Source organism: Mixta sp. Marseille-Q2659, from assembly GCF_940807255.1.
Classification (GTDB): domain Bacteria; phylum Pseudomonadota; class Gammaproteobacteria; order Enterobacterales; family Enterobacteriaceae; genus Mixta.
In genome coordinates this window covers 1-17,663 of the sequence record NZ_CALNWY010000050.1, presented here as the reverse complement: position 1 = coordinate 17,663, position 17,663 = coordinate 1, and the positions used below count along the sequence as shown (strand labels likewise).

The following is a 17,663-nucleotide window of genomic DNA, read 5'->3' as shown; positions in this document are numbered from 1 at the left end:
CCAACCGGCTGCGCCGGTTGTCGAACCCCGGCGGGGCTTCTCATCCACCCCTCTCAGTGCGCTATGCATACAAAAAAGCCTGAACTTTCGCTCAGGCTTTCTCGTTGAATAATGGCGGTGAGGGGGGGATTCGAACCCCCGATACGTTGCCGTATACACACTTTCCAGGCGTGCTCCTTCAGCCACTCGGACACCTCACCACATTGTCTGTTGTCACCGCTCTGGGTGGCAACGGGGCGCTACTATAGGGAGTTGTTATTTCAGGGTCAAGCACTATTTTTCCCTTTTGTTAGCGCCGGTTAAGGCTTGTACAACGCGCGCCGGGCCGGATGAAATAAAAAAGGCGAGCCAGGCTCGCCTTATTCATCTGCCCACTGCGTAAATCAGGATGATTTCACGCGGTTGGCGAAGCTCTTGCGCAGTTTCTGAAGCTTCGGCGGGATCACCGCCATGCAGTAACCGTTGCGCTGGCCAGCGCCCGCCCAGTAATCCTGATGATAATCTTCCGCCGGATAAAACTCTTTCAGCGGTTCAATGGTGGTAACGATCGGATCGCTGTGATCCTGTTGGGCGCGTTCAATGGCCGCTTTGGCTTCCGCTTCCTGCTCGGCGTTGGCCGGGAAAATCGCGGAGCGATACTGCGTGCCGATATCGTTGCCCTGACGGTTCAGTTGAGTCGGATCGTGGGTGACAAAACTGATGTCCAGCAGATCGCCGTAGCTCACTTTTTCCGGGTCGAAACCGATGCGGATAGCTTCGGCATGGCCAGTTGCGCCGCTGCAGACCTGCTCGTAGGTCGGGTTAGGGCGATTGCCGCCGGTATAGCCGCTCTCTACGGACTCCACACCGATAATGTCTTTGAACACCGCTTCGGTACACCAGAAACAGCCGCCCGCAATTACCGCATATTCAATTGCCATTCTTCTACTTCTCCAGATTGGGTCGTGACGCTAAGCTGTCCATCCTCGCACAACCTGCTATTCAGCGGCAATCAGCGCCGCTCTTTCTGTTTAGTGAACCAGCTAACACGAAAATTTTTCATGTTAAATCAGCATTTCAGGCTTAAATTTCTGATGCTGATCGAGAATCTGTTCGCCCATTACGCGAAATATACCTTCACCGGTATAGTGCAGCGTTGCCGGTCGTTCCTGCTGCGGATCGACATGCGCCTTCACCACTTCAAAAATAAAAAAGTTGTAGTTATCTACCAGCGCGCCATCGTGCAGACGGCACTCAAAACTGGCGAAGCACTCGCCAATCAGCGGCGCTTTCACCACATCGCCCGGCTGCGCCGTAAGCTGATTGACGACAAACTTATCGGTTTCATCGCCATGACTGTTGCCGATGGCGACAACCTGATCGATTAAATCAACGCCGGGAATATTGATAACGCACTCGCCGCTGTTGCGAATCAGCTCGTGGCTGACGTTCATGCTGGCGATCATGCAGCCCAGCAGTGATGGCGAAAACTCCAGAATGGTGTGCCAACCGAGCGTCATAATATCCGTCTGGTTTTCCCACTGCGATGTCACCAGAACCACCGGGCCTGGCTCCAGATATTTGCGTACTTTCTCAACCGGAAAATTTTGCTTGTTGTAAATAGCCATAATGCCTCCGCAGGTGTAAGAGACCGCTTTCTCAGTGTAGTGGCTGATGCGTACGGCACCAGCCGGAGAAAGATTAATGGCTACGCAGGCGAATAATCAGGCCGCCCGCCGCAGCCAGCGTGGCGAGCGCCACCACGCCGTTCCAGCCCGCACAGGCAAACGCCTGGCTGCCGAGTGCCGCGCCGCTGGCCATTCCAATAAACACCACGGTAAACATCACGGCGTTCAGACGGCTGCGTGCAGCGGGATCCAGACTGTAAACCAGCGTCTGATGAGCAATCAGCGTTGCCTGCAGGCCTAAGTCAAAGCCGATAGCGCTGATAACGATCACCGCCAGCTGAGCCGGTGGCGACAGCAACGGCATAATAAACATCAGAGCGAATGAGACCATTACCAGCGCCGATCCGATGCGCGTCACCTGGTTCGGGCCGCGACGATCGGCGATAGCTCCGGCAATCGGCGCTGCCAGTGCGCCCGCCGCGCCAGCCAGACCAAAGGCGCCCGCGCTGGCAGCGCCGAGATGAAAACGCGCTGCCAGCATCAACGCCAGCGTTGACCAGAAGGCGCTGAACGCTACGGAAAGCAGGCCCTGCGCCAGTGCCGCGCGACGTAGCGGCGCATGTTGCAGCCACAGCTGTCCCAGCGAACGCAGCAGCGCCGGATAAGAGAGACGCGAAGCGGGCGTAAAGCGCGGCAGCGTCTGCCACATCGCCAGCGTAATCAGCAGCACGCCGAGCGCCGCGCCAGCGTACAGGCTACGCCAGCCAAACCAGTCGGCCACCGCGCCGCTGACGACGCGCGACAGTAAAATGCCCGCCAGCAGGCCGGTCATCACTGTTCCGACCGTTTTGCCACGCTGACGATCGGTCGCCAGCGCCGCTGCCGCCGGAATAATGTCCTGCGCTACGGTCGCCGCCAGCCCCAGCGCCAGGCTGGTCAGCAACAGCATACTGAAAGTACCGGTAAGGCTGCAGAGCAGTAGCGTGGCGGTCAGCAACAAGCCCTTCAGTAATATCAGCCGACGACGATCGTAACGGTCACCCAGCGGCGTCAGAAACAGAATGCCTGCCGCATAGCCAAGCTGGGTCAGAGTCGGCACCAGACCGGTTTCGGTTACACCGGTATGAAAGCTGTCGCCCATAATGCTCAGCATCGGCTGACTGTAATAAATAGAGGCCACGCTCAGCCCGGCGCCGCTGGCCAGCAGAAACTGCGATTTGCGCGACAGGCCGTGGTCGAGCGCGGCGGAAGAAGAAGGCAGAACAAGTGACATGGGAATATCTCCGAAAGCGAAAGTAGGGCTATTTTCGCTTTTGCCGCCGTTAACGGTAGCCGTCGTCGGAGTAAAACTGTTATACACTCAGCGTATGAAAGAACTTAGCTCTGTTAATACTGACCGTATAACGTTGCTCTATACCTTTGTGCGTATTGTGGAGAGCGGCAGCCTGTCGGCGGCGGCGCAGCAGATGCAAACCAGCCAGCCTACCGTGAGCCGTCGTTTACAAACGCTGGAGCAACTGCTCGGCGTGCGTTTAATCCAGCGCACCACGCACACCATGAAACTAACCGATGACGGCGAGCGTTGCTATCAACACGCGCGTCGCCTGACGGAGCAATGGCTGCTGCTGGAAGACGACTTGCATGCCGTTAATGATGAGCCGGTCGGCGTGCTGCGTGTGCGGGCGCCGCATGCGTTTGGCCAGGATCAGCTGATTGCGCCGCTGGGCGACTATTTACAGCGCTATCCGCAAACGCGCATTGAGTGGACGCTTAACGACCATACGCCCGACTTTATTGCCGAAGGCATCGACTGCGCCATTCACGTCGGTGATATTACCGATCCGTCGGTGGTCGCCGTGCTGTTAGCGGAGGTGCCGCGCATTGTGGTTGCCGCGCCGGAACTGCTGCAGGCGTTTCCGCCAGTGCAGAAGGTAGAGGATCTGGCGCAGCTTCCCTGGCTGGCACTGAATATGTTCTATCGCAACGAAGTGGTGTTAACCGATACGCACAGCGGCGAGCAGTTTCAGTTTCCCATTACGCCGCGCCTGAGCAGTGACAGCCTGTATGCGATCCGGCGCGCCGCCCTGAATGGTGTAGGGGCGGCGATGGTTTCCGCCTGGATAGTAAAAGAGGATTTGCAGATGCAGCGTTTGTATCAGCCGCTGCCCGCCTGACAGGCACCACCGCTGCCGATTTATCTTCTGTATCCTTACGCCAGCTACTATCCTGCGCGCCTGCGGCAGTTTATGGCGCTGATGCGCGAAGTGATGCCGCGCATCATTGGTACGCAGCCGCCGGGATCACAGCCTGTTTAAATTTGTACATTTTATTAACAACGGGGATTGACCTTTTTGTCAGCCATCGCGGAAGATGCTTTCTCCATTTCTTTCTGAGAAAGCACTATGTCCCCGCGTATTGTAATGGTGGTTGATATGCAAAACGGCGTTTTCACCACGCCGCGTTTTGACCGGGCAGGGCGCGTCGCCGTGATTAACCAACTGATCGCTGCCGCTGACCGCACTATTTTTATCCAGCATGAAGATAATGATATGCAGCCCGGCTCGGCCGCCTGGCAAATTCTGCCGGAGCTGCATCAGCCCGCAACGGCGCACTACATTACCAAGCAGGCGTGCGACAGCTTCTGGAATACGCAACTGGATGCGCTGCTGCAACAGCTTGGCGCGACCCGCTTTGTTATCTGCGGCTGCGCCACGGATTACTGTGTCGATACCACTATTAAAGTGGGCAGCAGTAAAGGCTATCAAATCCAGGTGGCGGCCGACGCGCATACCACTTCCAACCGCCGCTGGGCGACCGCCGAGCAGCTAATCGAGCAGCACAACGAAGTCTGGGCCAACCTGATCCTGCCGGGCAATGCGGTACAGGTGGCGCCTGGCGCCGAAATTATCCAAAACTGGCGTGCCGCCGCCTGATCCCGAGGCGCCTTCTATACTCAGTAAAAAAGGAGGCGCTATGTGCGGACGTTTTACTCAGATTCAGTCACGTGAAGCCTGGCTGTCAGCGCTCGAAGGCCAGGCGGAACGATCTATCGCCTGGGATGAGCAGCCGATAGGTCGCTACAACGTGGCGCCCGGCAGTAATGTGCTACTGCTTAACTACCGCGATGAGGCGCTGCATCTCGATCCGGTATTTTGGGGCTACGCGCCGCCCTGGTGGCACAAGGCGCCGTTGATAAACGCGCGCGTGGAAACGGCAGCGGAAAGCAAAATGTTTCGCCCGCTCTGGCAGCATGGCCGCGCGGTGGTGATGGCCGATGGCTGGTATGAGTGGAAACGCGACGGCGCAAAGAAACAGCCTTATTACATCTATCAGCGCCAGCATCAGCCGCTGTTCTTCGCGGCCATCGGTCACGCGCCTTACGCGCGCCAGCAGGAGAAAGAGGGATTTGTGATTGTCACCGCCGCCAGCGATCGCGGTATGGTCGATCTACACGATCGGCGTCCGCTGGTGCTGGAGGCGCAGGCGGTCAGCGAGTGGCTGCATCCAGACACCTCCACCGAACGTGCCAGAGAACTGGCGGAAGAGGCGGCGATGGATCCGCAGCAGTTCCACTGGCATCCGGTCAGCCGCGACGTGGGAAGCCCACGCCATCAACAGCCGGATTTAGTGGAAGAAATAGCGGATCCGCTGTGTTGATTTTGATAAGTCTAGCTTTTTTTGCAAAATTCAGTCTGTTCTGAAAATGAGGCAGTACCTGGCGAAGCCTGAATTGATGACTATACTGGGTTGGTACGATGTCCGCATGAAGTGATGCGAGATGGGCAGTCGGCTCAGGGCCGGCCAGGTGTCAGGTCCACCCGGGAGAGTCGTCATCTTAGCTATTCAACATTGTGCCACTTATCTCATTCAGCCACGCTGTAAACCTGCCCATTATTGCCTCCTTCCTGCTGCATCCACGAGCTATCAGCGTTAACCGCGTTAATTTCAGGCAGGAGAAAGAGTGTGACAACCGTAGCAGCAGAACAACAAGTATTTCCCTCCCTGAGCGGCGGCCTCTACGCATTCTTCTTTGATGTTGACGGAACCCTGGCGGCTATCCAGCCGCGCCCCGATGAAGCGTTTATTCCTGATACGGTGCGGGACACGCTGCAGACGCTTTCCCGTCTGTCGAACGGCGCGCTGGCATTGGTTTCCGGGCGTCCGATTCACGAGCTGGATATGCTGGCTGCGCCGCTGCGTGCGCCGGCGGCCGGTGTGCATGGCGCCGAACGGCGCGACGCCAGCGGCGAGCTGCATCGTATTTCGCTGCCCGCCTCAATGGGGCAGGAGCTTAGCGATACGCTGCATAAGGCGATGGCGCAGTGGCCCGGCACCCAGCTGGAAACCAAAGGCATGGCGTTTGCACTGCACTATCGTCGCGCCGTGCAGTATGAAAATGAAGTAATGCAACTGGCGCAGGCGCTGGTTGCGCGTTTCCCGGCGCTGGCGTTACAGCCCGGAAAATGTGTTGTGGAGATCAAGCCACAGGGCGTGGACAAAGGCGAAGCGATAAAAGCCTTTATGGGAGAAGCGCCGTTTGCCGGACGTATTCCGGTATTTATTGGTGATGATTTGACGGATGAAAAAGGATTTCGTGCAGTGAACGCGCTGCAAGGTATCTCTGTCAAAGTTGGTGAAGGCTCAAGCGAGGCGCAATTCCGCCTGAAAGGCGTAGAAGAGGTACACGCCTGGCTGGAGCAGATTAAATTACAATTAGATCAAGACAAGACAACGTCGGTAAGGAGTCAAGGTTATGAGTCGCTTAGTAGTCGTATCTAACCGTATCGCTGTACCAGATGGATCCAAAGCCAGCGCCGGTGGTTTGGCGGTCGGCATTCTGGATGCGCTGAAAACAACCGGTGGATTATGGTTCGGCTGGAATGGCGACATTAGCGCCATCGGTGAAGAAGATAATGAAGAGATCGATATTGTTAAACAGGAAGGCATTACCTATGCCTCTTTCCCGCTTAATCAGAACGATTACGATCTCTATTATTGTCAGTTCTCTAATACCGTTATTTGGCCCGCCTTCCATTACCGTCTCGATTTAGTGCAGTTTCAGCGCGAAGCCTGGGATGGCTACTGCCACGTTAATGAGCTGCTGGCGGAGCGTCTGCTGCCGCTGATTGAGCCTGACGATATTCTTTGGATCCACGATTATCATCTGCTGCCGTTTGCCGCAGCGCTGCGTAAGCGTGGCGTGAACAACCGTATTGGTTTCTTCCTGCACATTCCGTTCCCGACGCCGGAGATTTTCAATGCGCTGCCGCCGCATAAAGAGCTGCTGGAAATGTTGTGCGATTACGATCTGCTGGGCTTCCAGACAGAAAACGATCGGCAGGCATTCCTGGAGTGCATGGCGTTGTTGACGCAGGTGCAGAATAAAGGGCCGAAACTGCATCGCGCCTTTGGCAATACGTTTGCCACCGAGGTCTATCCGATCGGTATCGAGCCGGACAGCATTAAAGAGATGGCCGAAGGCCCGCTGCCGCCGAAGATGGCAGCAATGAAACGCGAGCTGGGCGATGCGAAAAACATTATCGCCTGTGAGCGCTTGGATTATTCCAAAGGTCTGCCGGAACGTTTCCTGGCTTATGAAGCGCTACTGGAAAACTATCCGCAGCATCGCGGTAAAATCCGCTATTCACAGATTGCGCCGACATCGCGTGGTGACGTACAGGCCTATCAGGATATTCGTCACCAGCTGGAAACCGAGGCGGGACGTATCAACGGCAAATACGGCACGCTGGGCTGGACGCCGCTTTACTATCTGAACCAGCACTTCGATCGCCGCCTGCTGATGAAAATCTTCCGCCTGACCGACGTGGCGCTGATCACGCCGCTGCGCGACGGGATGAACCTGGTGGCGAAAGAGTACGTTGCCGCCCAGAACCCTGAAGATCCGGGCGTGCTGGTGCTGTCGCGTTTTGCCGGTGCGGCCAACGAACTGACTTCGGCGCTGATCGTCAACCCTTACGATCGTGATGAAGTGGCCGCCGCGCTGGATAAAGCGCTAACCATGTCCCTTGCCGAGCGTATTTCCCGCTACAACGACATGATGGAAATCCTGCGTAAAAACGACATCTCGCACTGGCGTGAAAGCTTCCTGCAGGATCTGCGCGCGATAACGCCGCGTACGGAAGATAAAAACACAGAGAACAAGGTGGCGACCTTTCAGCGTCTCGCCTGATTTTATGCTGTGACCGAGGCGCATCAACCGTCAGGCTGATGCGCTTTTTTTATGGTCGTACCTTCTCCCGCCTCGTTAATATAAATGACGTGCAAGCTGCCTGCGCGACCGCAGAAAATAGTGCATTCCTTCTTATTAATGAAAACCACAGAAACACGACCAAAATGCGATCGCTGTTCGGCTTTTAAGCTTTCAGACGCCTTTTTGCCAAAAGTTACCGAAAACTGGTAAAGAAACCTGGAACAGTGCCGATAGTAGCTTCAGAAAAGTCAGCTCCGCGACTAAATCATTCATATTACTTATGTAACAATCTGTTACACCTGCTGATGCCCTTCATACACTCCCGCTTCACTGTTAACGAACCGTTGTCAAAAAGCCCTCAGAATGGCCCTTTCCTTGCTTAAGCATAATCATCTTTGCTCGAAACGATTACGGTAAGTGATTAATATCGCGACGGGTTTAACTTGCCTGCTCTGGTGTTTAATACTGTCTTGATAAAAATTGGCAGATGTTAATTCCGGTTAACATCGCTTTTGACGGGCGCTATACAGAATTTGGGTAAAAAGCAAACTTTTGAAATAAATTTGTTAAAAATATGTCTCAAATTTAGCAAAAAATGGCTTTATTGGTTGCGTATTGCACTATTCACAAGCGTTACTGATGGATTTTTTGCAGAAATTTGCCTTAAAAGTGTGACGTAGATCACACTTTATCTAAAATTTTACCTGCCGCTCGTTGTATGTGGAAATCAGAGGGGATACATTTGCACTGCTTTCGGAATAATCTTAAAAAACTGTAAGCGAACGTCACGGAAGATGGATACAACTCAAGTAAAGCATGGCCTGGAGTTATGACTATTACTGATTCAGTGTCCCGGTGGGATGTGAAGCAATTTTCAGAAAATGTTTGGCTTCTGCCGCTGATTTTTTGCCATCTTTAGATTTACCAGCCAGCAACCAAGAAAGCGGTAACCATTCCGCACAGTTAAAAGTAGTGTTAGTCAGGATGGGAAAAAAATGGGTACATCCGAATTATTAAAACATATTTACGATATTAACTTGTCATATTTACTGCTTGCTCAACGTTTAATAAACCAGGAAAAAGCCTCAGCAATGTTCCGTCTGGGTATTGATGAAGTTATGGCTGATACATTGGCACAGTTAACGTTGCCGGAAATGGTAAAATTAGCGGAAACCAATCAGTTGGTATGTCAGTTTCGTTTTAATGACCACAATCTTATTAACCGTCTGACGCAAGAATCACGTGTGGATGATTTACAGCAAATTCATACGGGAATTTTATTATCCAGCCGTTTATTACGCGATGCGGCTAAAGATGAAGCGCCGAAAAAGAGGGCGGTATAATGAGCGAAAAAAGTATTGTTCAGGAAGCGCGCGATATTCATCTGGCGATGGAATTAATTACGCTGGGCGCGCGTCTGCAAATGTTGGAAAGTGAAACGCAGCTTAGCCGCGGCCGCTTAATTAAATTATATAAAGAGCTGCGCGGCAGTCCGCCGCCAAAAGGCATGCTGCCGTTTTCTACCGACTGGTTTATGACCTGGGAACAAAATATTCACGCTTCCATGTTCTGTAACGCCTGGATGTTTCTGCTGAAAAGCAAACTGACCAGCGGCGTGGATGCGGTAATTAAGGCTTATCGGCTCTATCTTGAGCAGTGTCCGCAGTCCGATGAGGGCCCGCTGCTGGGCCTGACGCGCGCCTGGACTCTGGTGCGCTTTGTTGAGAGTGGCATGCTCGAACTGTCCGACTGCAAATGCTGCGGTGGAAGCTTTATCAACCATGCGCATCAGCCGGTGGGCAGCTTTGCCTGCAGCCTGTGCCAGCCGCCATCACGGGCGGTAAAAAGACGTAAACTTTCGGCAGAGGTTGCCGATAACCATTCACAACTGCTGGATGAACAGGTTAAACACGCCGTTTAAGTTTGTTCGCATTGTGGAATGACATCCAGCAGCGGTTTTTAACCGCTGCTTTTTTTTTGCCTCCACCTTGCTGAATAACACCTGCGGCTCTCTGGCTTAACTTCCACCAACACGTTACTGACGTAAGGATTTATTGTGCTGGTTATTTTGGGTTATATCCTCGTTGTTGGCTCGGTGTTAGGCGGCTATATGATGGTCGGCGGTCACCTGGGCGCACTTTATCAACCTTCAGAACTGGTCATTATCGGTGGGGCCGGTATTGGCGCGTTTATCGTCGGAAATAATGGCAAAGCGATTAAGGCGACGTTAAAAGCGCTGCCGATGCTGTTCCGTGGCTCGAAATATAATAAAGCGCTGTATATGGATCTGATGGCGCTGTTATATCGCCTGATGGCCAAATCTCGACAGCAGGGAATGATGTCGCTGGAACGTGATATTGAAAATCCAAAGGAAAGTGAAATTTTCGCTAATTACCCGCGCATTCTGTCCGATAACAAGTTGGTGGATTTTATCACTGACTATATGCGCCTCATGATCAGCGGGAATATGAACGCTTTTGAAATCGAAGCGCTGATGGATGAAGAGATCGAGACCTACGAGCATGAATGCGACGTACCGGCGCAAAGTATTGGCGCGATGGGCGATTCGCTGCCGGCGTTCGGTATCGTGGCGGCGGTAATGGGCGTAGTGCATACGCTGGCCTCGGCGGATCGTCCGGCGGCGGAGCTGGGCGAGCTGATCGCGCATGCAATGGTGGGGACCTTCCTCGGCATCCTGCTGGCGTACGGCTTTATCTCGCCGCTGGCGTCGGTACTGCGTCAGAAATGTGCGGAAAATACCAAGATGATGCAGTGCATCAAGGTGACGTTACTTTCCAGCCTGAACGGTTATGCGCCGCAGATCGCCGTCGAGTTTGGCCGTAAAACGCTTTACTCAACCGAGCGTCCGTCGTTCACCGAACTGGAAGAGCATGTGCGCAACGCGAAATCCACTAAACAGACTTCGGGTCAGGACGCATGAACAACCACAATCACCCCATAGTGCTGGTAAAAAAGCGCAAACATAAAAAACATGAGGGTGGCCATGGATCATGGAAAATCGCCTACGCCGATTTTATGACTGCGATGATGGCGTTTTTCATGGTGATGTGGCTGATCTCAGTCGCTAACCCCAAACAGCTGACGCAGATTGCGGAATATTTCCAGACGCCGCTGAAAGTCGCGTTAAGCGGCGGTCAGCGCAGCAGCGACAGCGAAAGCCCGATTCCCGGCGGCGGCGACGATCCGACGCGCAAGGAAGGCGAAGTACAGAAACATGTCGATTTGGATGCGGAAAAACGCAAGCTGGATGAGATCCGTCTCAACCGACTGCGTGAGCGTCTCGACCAGCTGATTGAATCCGATCCGCGTCTGAAATCTTTACGACCGCATCTGATCATTAACCTGGTAGAGGAAGGGCTACGTATTCAGATTATCGACAGCCAGAACCGGCCGATGTTTAAAACCGGCAGCGCCCAGGTCGAGCCTTATATGCGCGATATCCTGCGGGCGATTGCGCCGATTTTGAACGATTTGCCGAACAAGATCAGTCTTGCAGGCCATACCGATGATTTCCAGTACGCCACGGGCGACCGCGGCTACAGCAACTGGGAACTGTCGGCAGACCGCGCCAACGCCTCACGTCGTGAGCTGGTGGCCGGTGGGCTGGATGGCAGCAAAATGCTGCGCGTGGTGGGCATGTCCGACACCATGCGGCTGAAAAATCGCGGTGGCGATGAGGCGATTAACCGTCGCATCAGTCTGCTGGTGCTGAACCACGACACCCAGGCGCAAATCGAAAAAGAGAATGCCGAAAGTGACGCCGTACAGCTTAGCGATCCGCAAAGCATCAAACAAATTACCGCGCCGACTGAGCCGTCTGCGGCGGTGCTAAACCCAGATCTTCAACCCTCACAGGCCGCGCCGGTCAGTCAGGAACAGCCGGTAACCAGCTTACCGCCTGCGCCTGCCAGCACGCCGCAGCCTGAGCGCGACTCACAGCAGAGGTGATACCGTGAGCATGGATATCAGCGATTTTTATCAGACGTTCTTCGATGAAGCTGACGAGCTGTTGGCGGACATGGAGCAACACCTGCTGGGGTTAGACCCGCAGGAGCCGGATTCGGAACAGCTTAACGCTATTTTCCGTGCGGCCCATTCGATTAAAGGCGGAGCTGGCACCTTCGGCTTCGTGGTTTTGCAGGAAACCACGCATATTCTGGAAAACATTCTGGACGGTGCGCGCCGGGGCGAAATGCAGCTCAGCACTGACATCATCAACCTGTTTTTGGAAACCAAAGATATTATGCAGGAACAGCTCGATGCCTATAAGGCAGGTCAGGAGCCTGACGCCGACAGCTTTAAATATATCTGCGAGGCGCTGCGTCAGCTGGCGCTGGAAGCCAAAGGCGAAGCCATCACCCCGGTAAAACAGCCCGCTGCTGCGCCGGTTGCCGCTGAGCCAGCGGCTGCTGAGCCAGCTGCCGCCTCCGGCCTGCGCGTGAAGCTGAGCGACCTGAAGCCGAACGAAGTGGCGCTGCTGCTGGAAGAGCTGGGCAATCTTGGCACGGTAAGTGAGGTACAGAAGGGCGAAACCAGCCTTGAAGCCACGCTGGATACCACCATCAGCAAAGACGATTTAGTCGCGGTACTCTGCTTTGTGATTGAAGAGTCGCAAATCAGCTTCCCGTCGGCCTCCGCCGCGCCAGCTGCCGCTGAGCCGGTAGCTGCTGCGCCGGTGCCGACCACAATGGCGGAAGCGGAAATTGCCGCCACGCCTGCCACGATCACCGAACTGGTGCCTGCGGCAAAACGCGAAACCAAAAAGGCTACACCGGCGAAAACCAGCGAATCGAGCAGTATTCGCGTCGCGGTAGAGAAGGTCGATCAGTTGATTAACCTGGTCGGCGAACTGGTGATTACCCAGTCGATGCTGGCACAGCGCTCCGGCGCGCTTGACCCGGTCGCCCACGGCGATCTGCTGAACAGCATGGGCCAGCTGGAGCGCAACGCGCGCGATCTGCAGGAATCGGTGATGTCGATTCGTATGATGCCGATGGAATATGTATTCAGCCGCTTCCCGCGCCTGGTGCGCGATCTGGCCAGCAAGCTGGGCAAGGAGGTCGAACTAACGCTGCTGGGCAGCTCGACCGAACTGGATAAGAGCCTGATCGAACGCATTATCGATCCGTTAACGCACCTGGTGCGCAACAGCCTCGATCACGGCATTGAATCGCCGGAAAAACGCGTTGCCAACGGCAAAAGCGCGGTCGGCAACCTGACGCTGTCCGCTGAACATCAGGGCGGCAATATCTGTATCGAAGTGATCGATGACGGTGCCGGTCTGAACCGCGAACGCATTCTGGCGAAGGCGCTTTCATCCGGCCTGCCGGTTAGCGATGCCATGAGCGATGAAGAAGTGGGCATGCTGATTTTTGCGCCAGGCTTCTCAACCGCCGAACAGGTAACCGACGTATCGGGCCGCGGCGTGGGCATGGACGTGGTGAAACGAAACATTCAGGAGATGGGCGGCCACGTTGAAATCGCCTCGAAGCAGGGCAAAGGCACCACCATTCGCATTCTGCTGCCGCTGACGCTGGCGATCCTCGACGGTATGTCGGTGCGCGTGGCGGACGAAGTCTTTATTCTGCCGCTGAATGCCGTTATGGAATCGCTCCAGCCGCGTGCGGAAGATCTGAAACCGCTGGCGGGCGGCGAGTGCGTGCTGGAAGTGCGCGGCGAATACCTGCCGCTGGTCGAGCTGTGGAACGTGTTCGATGTGCAGGGCGCGAAAACCGAAGCGACCCAGGGCATCGTGGTGATATTGCAAAGCGCCGGAAAACGTTATGCGCTGCTGGTCGATCAGCTTATTGGACAGCATCAGGTGGTGGTCAAAAACCTGGAAAGCAACTACCGCAAAGTGCCGGGCATTTCCGCCGCCACCATCCTTGGCGATGGCAGCGTGGCGTTGATTGTCGATGTCTCGGCGCTGCAATCATTGAACCGTGAGAAGCGCGTGGCCGGCGCCGCGTAAACGTAACCAATTAAGGGCAAACCTATGACTGGAATGGCAACTGTAACGAAACTGGCTGGCGAAACCGTCGGACAAGAGTTTCTGGTTTTTACGCTCGGTGACGAAGAATACGGCATCGATATTCTGAAAGTGCAGGAGATCCGTGGTTACGATCAGGTGACGCGCATCGCCAACACTCCTGCCTTTATTAAAGGTGTGACCAATCTGCGCGGCGTTATCGTGCCGATTATCGACCTGCGCATTAAGTTCGCGCAGCCGGGCGTTCAATACAACGATAACACTGTAGTAATAGTGCTTAATTTGGAGCATCGCGTGGTCGGTATCGTGGTCGATGGCGTATCCGACGTGCTGTCGCTGACCACCGATCAGATTCGTCCTTCGCCGGAATTTGCCGTTACCATGTCAACGGAGTACCTGACCGGCCTGGGCGCGCTGGGCGATCGTATGTTAATCCTGGTTGACATCGAAAAGCTGCTGAGCAGCGAAGAGATGGCGCTGATGGATACGCTGCGCAGCGCATAATCGGCTGGTAATCATCCGGGCTAACTGGCACGGGGTGAACGAAAAAAAGGGCGACGTTATGTCGCCCTTTTTTTTGCACATTTAAGAAAAAACTAAATGCCATATGTTAAGCAGAATGGCTTGTTTCAGTTAGTATGTAAAAAATAATCTTTTATTCTGCTCGCGAATTTAGTTATTGAAAACATCCGAAATAAAAATGTTAAAGTTGGGTAACATCATCCTGGTGCGGTAAAAAACAGGGGCGATTGCAAAGGGTGAAATAAAGCGCATTTCCGCATTCTATTTATTAGTACTGAAGAAAAAGATCAGTCTCACCCAGATTATTTTTTATTTAGAAAATATATATTTTATTTTTTTCTAGTTAATATCAATGAGTTAACTAACTCGTTCAGAAAAAATTTATGTTTTTTTTTGCAGGGCCGAAATATTAAAGCAATGTCAGTATGAATTATCTGACGGCAAGGGTGGTTTAATAATAACCGCCGATGGGCGATATAAGGCAATGGACGCTACGCGAATGGATAATAATCAACGCTATGCTTATTTTTTTCTGTTACGCCAGACCGCCTGCGGACATTGCGGAATGCAATAAGGGATTTATATGTTTAAGAATATGAAAATAGTCGCGGTATTGTTCTCGATACTGGCAATATTGGGCGTCATGCAGCTGTCAACCAACTGGCTCTACTTTAAGGCGGCGCGGGAAAGCCGACAGAATGTTATCTCCGAGCAGATAGACAGTACGCGGCGCCATAGCATCAGCATCGCGTGGGCGAATATTTTGCAGGCGCGTACCTTGATGAATCGTGTCTCGCTAAGCATCCAGATGTCTTCCGCTAACGATAATGAGGTGGAAATCGAGCAGCTGCTGAAACAGGTGGCGTATGAGTTGTCCGAAGCGGACGCCCGCTTCACTGATTTTAAAAACGCGATGCCGGCAAACGCCCATAAAGAGACATTCAATGCTATACAGGAGACATACATCGCGCTGCGTCAGACATTGCAGGAGCTGCATGAATTTCTTGAAAAGCGCAATTTACAGGCCGCTATCGACCAGCCGACGCAGCGTTATATGGATGCGTTTGAACAGGCCTATACCAAATGGATGAAGCTGAATCGTGAAAAAGCAAGGCAGGTTCTGCTTAACAGCGAAAAAAACTATAGCAATTCCATTTCGGTGACTATCTTAATACTGGTGCTGCTTACGCTGGCGCTCGGCAGTATGTGGCTGTTACTGCAACGTATCCTGCTGGCACCGCTGAACAAGGCGATGGGTTACATTAACCGCATCACTAACGGCGATCTGACCTCGCAGATCGATATTATCGGCTGCCGTGAAATACGTCATCTGACGGAAGGGCTGAATGATATGCAGCAGTCGCTGATGCGCACCGTGCGAGAAGTGCGCAACGGCGCGGATGTGATCTACACCAGCGCCAGCAAGATTTCAATCGACAGCGGCGATATCGCCTCCCGTACCGAACAGCAGGCCGCCTCGCTGGAAGAGACCGCCGCCAGTATGGAAGAGCTGACTGCCACGGTGAAACAGAACGCCGACAACGCGCGTCAGGCATCGCAACTGGCGCTGAGCGCCTCGGAAACCGCGCAGCGCGGCGGCAAGGTGGTAGACGGCGTGGTGAAAACCATGAGCGAAATCGCCGACAGCTCGAAGAAAATCGCCGACATCATCAGCGTGATCGACGGCATTGCCTTCCAGACCAACATCCTGGCGCTGAACGCGGCGGTGGAAGCGGCGCGCGCCGGTGAGCAGGGCCGCGGCTTCGCGGTAGTGGCGGGTGAAGTGCGCAGCTGGCGCAGCGCAGCGCGCAGGCAGCAAAAGAGATTAAAGATCTTATTGTCGATTCCGTAAGCTGCGTCGATACCGGTTCGGTGCTGGTTGGCAGCGCTGGTGAAACCATGAGTGAAATTGTTAGCGCGGTAAATCGCGTGACCGATATCATGGGTGAAATTGCCGCCGCGTCGGATGAGCAGAGCCGTGGCATTGAGCAAGTCGGCCAGGCGGTAACGGAAATGGATGGCACAATCCAGCAGAACGCCGCGCTGGTGGAAGCCTCCGCCGCCGCCGCCGCCGCGCTGGAAGAACAGGCGAGCCGCCTGGGTAAAGCCGTTGCGGTCTTTACGCTGCCTGCCGGTGAAAACAGCCTGAACGAGACCCATGCCATGCCGCTGTTAACGCCAAAATCAACGGTGAAGCCGGTAGAAGGTAAAGTGCAGTCGACGGAAGAAAACTGGGTAACGTTCTGACACTAACGCCGCCCCGTTGATTCATGCTTATGATGCCGCCGCATGGCGGCATCGTTTTTATTGCTTCGCGCGTCGTTTTTTCCGCTGTTAAATAAAACTTATCCCTTCATTGCCGATAACCCACTGTTAGTCATTTTGTTCATTACTAGGGGTAAAAATGTTAAAGCGTATTAAAGTTGTGACCAGCCTGATCGTTGTGCTGCTCATTTTGGCGTTATGCAGCTGCTGTCAGGCGGGCTGTTTTTCCATGCGCTGAATAAAGACAAAGAAAATTTTTCCGTTTCGCAAACCTCAAGCCAGAACATTGCGGCGTTAACCGACGCCTGGATTGCGCTTAACCAGACTCGCATCACGCTTAACCGCGGCATGCTGCGTCTGCAAAGCGACATGGCCAGCAATATTAATGGCGGCGCGTTAGATGCGTTAGTACAGCAGAGCCGTCGTCAGCTGGCGGAAGCGGATAAGCATTACCGCGATTTTAAAGCGATCCCTAACACGCCGGGACTGGATGACAATCTGTCGCAGCGCATGGAAGAAAAATATAACACGCTGGCCAAAACGCTGGCGGATATGGCTGACCTGCTGGCTGCTAAACAGCTGGAGGCGATGTTTAAGCAGAATATTGAACAGAAGCAGGATGAAGCTCAGGCGGTTTATACCGAATGGCGTAGCGCCCAGGCGGTGCTGACGGCAAAAGGTATCGCCGAGAATGAAAGCGCGTTTAACACCATGCTCTGGATCCTGGGTACGGTTATGACGCTTGTGGTAGCGGTCATCGTACTGTGCTGGTTCGGGTTAAAAAGCGTTCTGCTTCAGCCATTGCAGAAAATTATGCAGCACATCCAGGCGATCGCTGCGGGCGATTTGACGCAGCCTATCGAGGTGGAAGGGCGCAACGAAATGAGTCTGCTGGCCGCCAGCCTGAAGAACATGCAGCAGGAGTTGGTGCGTACCGTCAGCGACGTGCGCGACGGTTCTGACGCCATCTATACCGGCGCCAGCGAAATTACCGCCGGCAGCAATGACCTCTCATCCCGTACCGAGCAGCAGGCCGCCTCGCTGGAGG

Annotated in this window: 13 protein-coding genes, 1 tRNA gene and 4 pseudogenes; 14 read left to right on the top strand and 4 right to left on the bottom strand. The window is 54.1% G+C overall.

Translation table 11 applies throughout. From position 1 onward, the window contains the following. Window positions 1–112: 112 nt before the first annotated feature. The 4 genes from P3C52_RS20200 to P3C52_RS20185 all read right to left on the bottom strand — a co-directional run bounded on the left by P3C52_RS20200 (window position 113) and on the right by P3C52_RS20185 (window position 2,880). Window positions 113–200: transfer RNA gene (locus P3C52_RS20200), tRNA-Ser, on the bottom strand. Between the two features lie 183 nt (window positions 201–383). Next, on the bottom strand, window positions 384–920 hold the full coding sequence (msrA, locus tag P3C52_RS20195; RefSeq protein WP_275556661.1) for a peptide-methionine (S)-S-oxide reductase MsrA: 537 nt from the start codon (window positions 918–920) through the stop codon (window positions 384–386). 123 nt (window positions 921–1,043) lie between these two features. Next, window positions 1,044–1,607 carry a flavin reductase family protein gene (locus P3C52_RS20190; RefSeq protein WP_275556660.1) on the bottom strand — a complete coding sequence of 188 codons (564 nt, stop codon included), beginning with the start codon at window positions 1,605–1,607 and terminating at the stop codon, window positions 1,044–1,046. A 73-nt stretch (window positions 1,608–1,680) separates the two neighbouring features. Then, window positions 1,681–2,880 carry an MFS transporter gene (locus P3C52_RS20185; RefSeq protein ID WP_275556659.1) on the bottom strand — a complete coding sequence of 400 codons (1,200 nt, stop codon included), beginning with the start codon at window positions 2,878–2,880 and terminating at the stop codon, window positions 1,681–1,683. A gap of 94 nt (window positions 2,881–2,974) precedes the next feature. Here P3C52_RS20185 and P3C52_RS20180 point away from each other — a divergent pair. The 14 genes and pseudogenes from P3C52_RS20180 to P3C52_RS20120 all read left to right on the top strand — a co-directional run. Next, window positions 2,975–3,922, top strand: a pseudogene (locus P3C52_RS20180) (LysR family transcriptional regulator). Window positions 3,923–4,009: 87 nt separating this feature from the next. Next, on the top strand, window positions 4,010–4,540 hold the full coding sequence (locus P3C52_RS20175) for an isochorismatase family protein (protein WP_275556658.1): 531 nt from the start codon (window positions 4,010–4,012) through the stop codon (window positions 4,538–4,540). Window positions 4,541–4,580: 40 nt separating this feature from the next. Continuing rightward, the gene (locus P3C52_RS20170; protein ID WP_275556657.1) at window positions 4,581–5,264 is read left to right on the top strand and encodes an SOS response-associated peptidase family protein; all 684 of its coding nucleotides are present in this window, start codon (window positions 4,581–4,583) and stop codon (window positions 5,262–5,264) included. A gap of 306 nt (window positions 5,265–5,570) precedes the next feature. Then, window positions 5,571–6,364: pseudogene (gene otsB, locus P3C52_RS20165) on the top strand (trehalose-phosphatase). Continuing rightward, window positions 6,361–7,797, top strand: coding sequence for an alpha,alpha-trehalose-phosphate synthase (gene otsA / locus P3C52_RS20160; RefSeq protein WP_275556656.1), 1,437 nt, complete (start codon window positions 6,361–6,363; stop codon window positions 7,795–7,797). The pseudogene otsB and the gene otsA overlap by 4 nt, the downstream one beginning before the upstream one ends. Window positions 7,798–8,813: 1,016 nt before the next feature. Continuing rightward, window positions 8,814–9,161, top strand: coding sequence for a flagellar transcriptional regulator FlhD (gene flhD / locus P3C52_RS20155; RefSeq protein ID WP_275556655.1), 348 nt, complete (start codon window positions 8,814–8,816; stop codon window positions 9,159–9,161). Then, window positions 9,161–9,739 (top strand): flagellar transcriptional regulator FlhC, encoded by a 579-nt coding sequence (flhC, locus tag P3C52_RS20150; protein WP_275556654.1) that lies wholly within the window; start codon window positions 9,161–9,163, stop codon window positions 9,737–9,739. The genes flhD and flhC overlap by 1 nt, the downstream gene beginning before the upstream one ends. 135 nt (window positions 9,740–9,874) lie before the next feature. After that, complete coding sequence (gene motA, locus P3C52_RS20145; protein WP_275556653.1) at window positions 9,875–10,759, top strand: flagellar motor stator protein MotA; 885 nt, start codon at window positions 9,875–9,877, stop codon at window positions 10,757–10,759. Next, on the top strand, window positions 10,756–11,787 hold the full coding sequence (gene motB, locus P3C52_RS20140; protein WP_275556652.1) for a flagellar motor protein MotB: 1,032 nt from the start codon (window positions 10,756–10,758) through the stop codon (window positions 11,785–11,787). The genes motA and motB overlap by 4 nt, the downstream gene beginning before the upstream one ends. Window positions 11,788–11,797: 10 nt before the next feature. Then, window positions 11,798–13,810: a chemotaxis protein CheA gene (gene cheA, locus P3C52_RS20135; protein WP_275556662.1), complete on the top strand. Its 2,013-nt coding sequence runs from the start codon at window positions 11,798–11,800 to the stop codon at window positions 13,808–13,810. Between the two features lie 24 nt (window positions 13,811–13,834). Then, window positions 13,835–14,332 (top strand): chemotaxis protein CheW, encoded by a 498-nt coding sequence (gene cheW, locus P3C52_RS20130; RefSeq protein WP_275556651.1) that lies wholly within the window; start codon window positions 13,835–13,837, stop codon window positions 14,330–14,332. A 601-nt stretch (window positions 14,333–14,933) separates the two neighbouring features. After that, window positions 14,934–15,398, top strand: a pseudogene (locus P3C52_RS20980) (Tar ligand binding domain-containing protein); the annotation flags it as partial. Next, window positions 15,381–16,477 (top strand): annotated as a pseudogene (locus P3C52_RS20125) (methyl-accepting chemotaxis protein); the annotation flags it as partial. The pseudogenes P3C52_RS20980 and P3C52_RS20125, both read left to right, overlap by 18 nt. A 336-nt stretch (window positions 16,478–16,813) precedes the next feature. Beyond that, a partial coding sequence (locus tag P3C52_RS20120) for a Tar ligand binding domain-containing protein (protein ID WP_275556650.1) occupies window positions 16,814–17,663 on the top strand: 850 nt, incomplete at its 3' end.

Coding starts and splice junctions, on each gene's coding strand:
- msrA (WP_275556661.1), bottom strand. CDS start 920: ATGGCAATTGAATATGCGGTAATTGCGGGCGGCTGTTTCTGGTGTACC.
- P3C52_RS20190 (WP_275556660.1), bottom strand. CDS start 1,607: ATGGCTATTTACAACAAGCAAAATTTTCCGGTTGAGAAAGTACGCAAA.
- P3C52_RS20185 (WP_275556659.1), bottom strand. CDS start 2,880: ATGTCACTTGTTCTGCCTTCTTCTTCCGCCGCGCTCGACCACGGCCTG.
- P3C52_RS20175 (WP_275556658.1), top strand. CDS start 4,010: ATGTCCCCGCGTATTGTAATGGTGGTTGATATGCAAAACGGCGTTTTC.
- P3C52_RS20170 (WP_275556657.1), top strand. CDS start 4,581: ATGTGCGGACGTTTTACTCAGATTCAGTCACGTGAAGCCTGGCTGTCA.
- otsA (WP_275556656.1), top strand. CDS start 6,361: ATGAGTCGCTTAGTAGTCGTATCTAACCGTATCGCTGTACCAGATGGA.
- flhD (WP_275556655.1), top strand. CDS start 8,814: ATGGGTACATCCGAATTATTAAAACATATTTACGATATTAACTTGTCA.
- flhC (WP_275556654.1), top strand. CDS start 9,161: ATGAGCGAAAAAAGTATTGTTCAGGAAGCGCGCGATATTCATCTGGCG.
- motB (WP_275556652.1), top strand. CDS start 10,756: ATGAACAACCACAATCACCCCATAGTGCTGGTAAAAAAGCGCAAACAT.
- cheA (WP_275556662.1), top strand. CDS start 11,798: ATGGATATCAGCGATTTTTATCAGACGTTCTTCGATGAAGCTGACGAG.
- cheW (WP_275556651.1), top strand. CDS start 13,835: ATGACTGGAATGGCAACTGTAACGAAACTGGCTGGCGAAACCGTCGGA.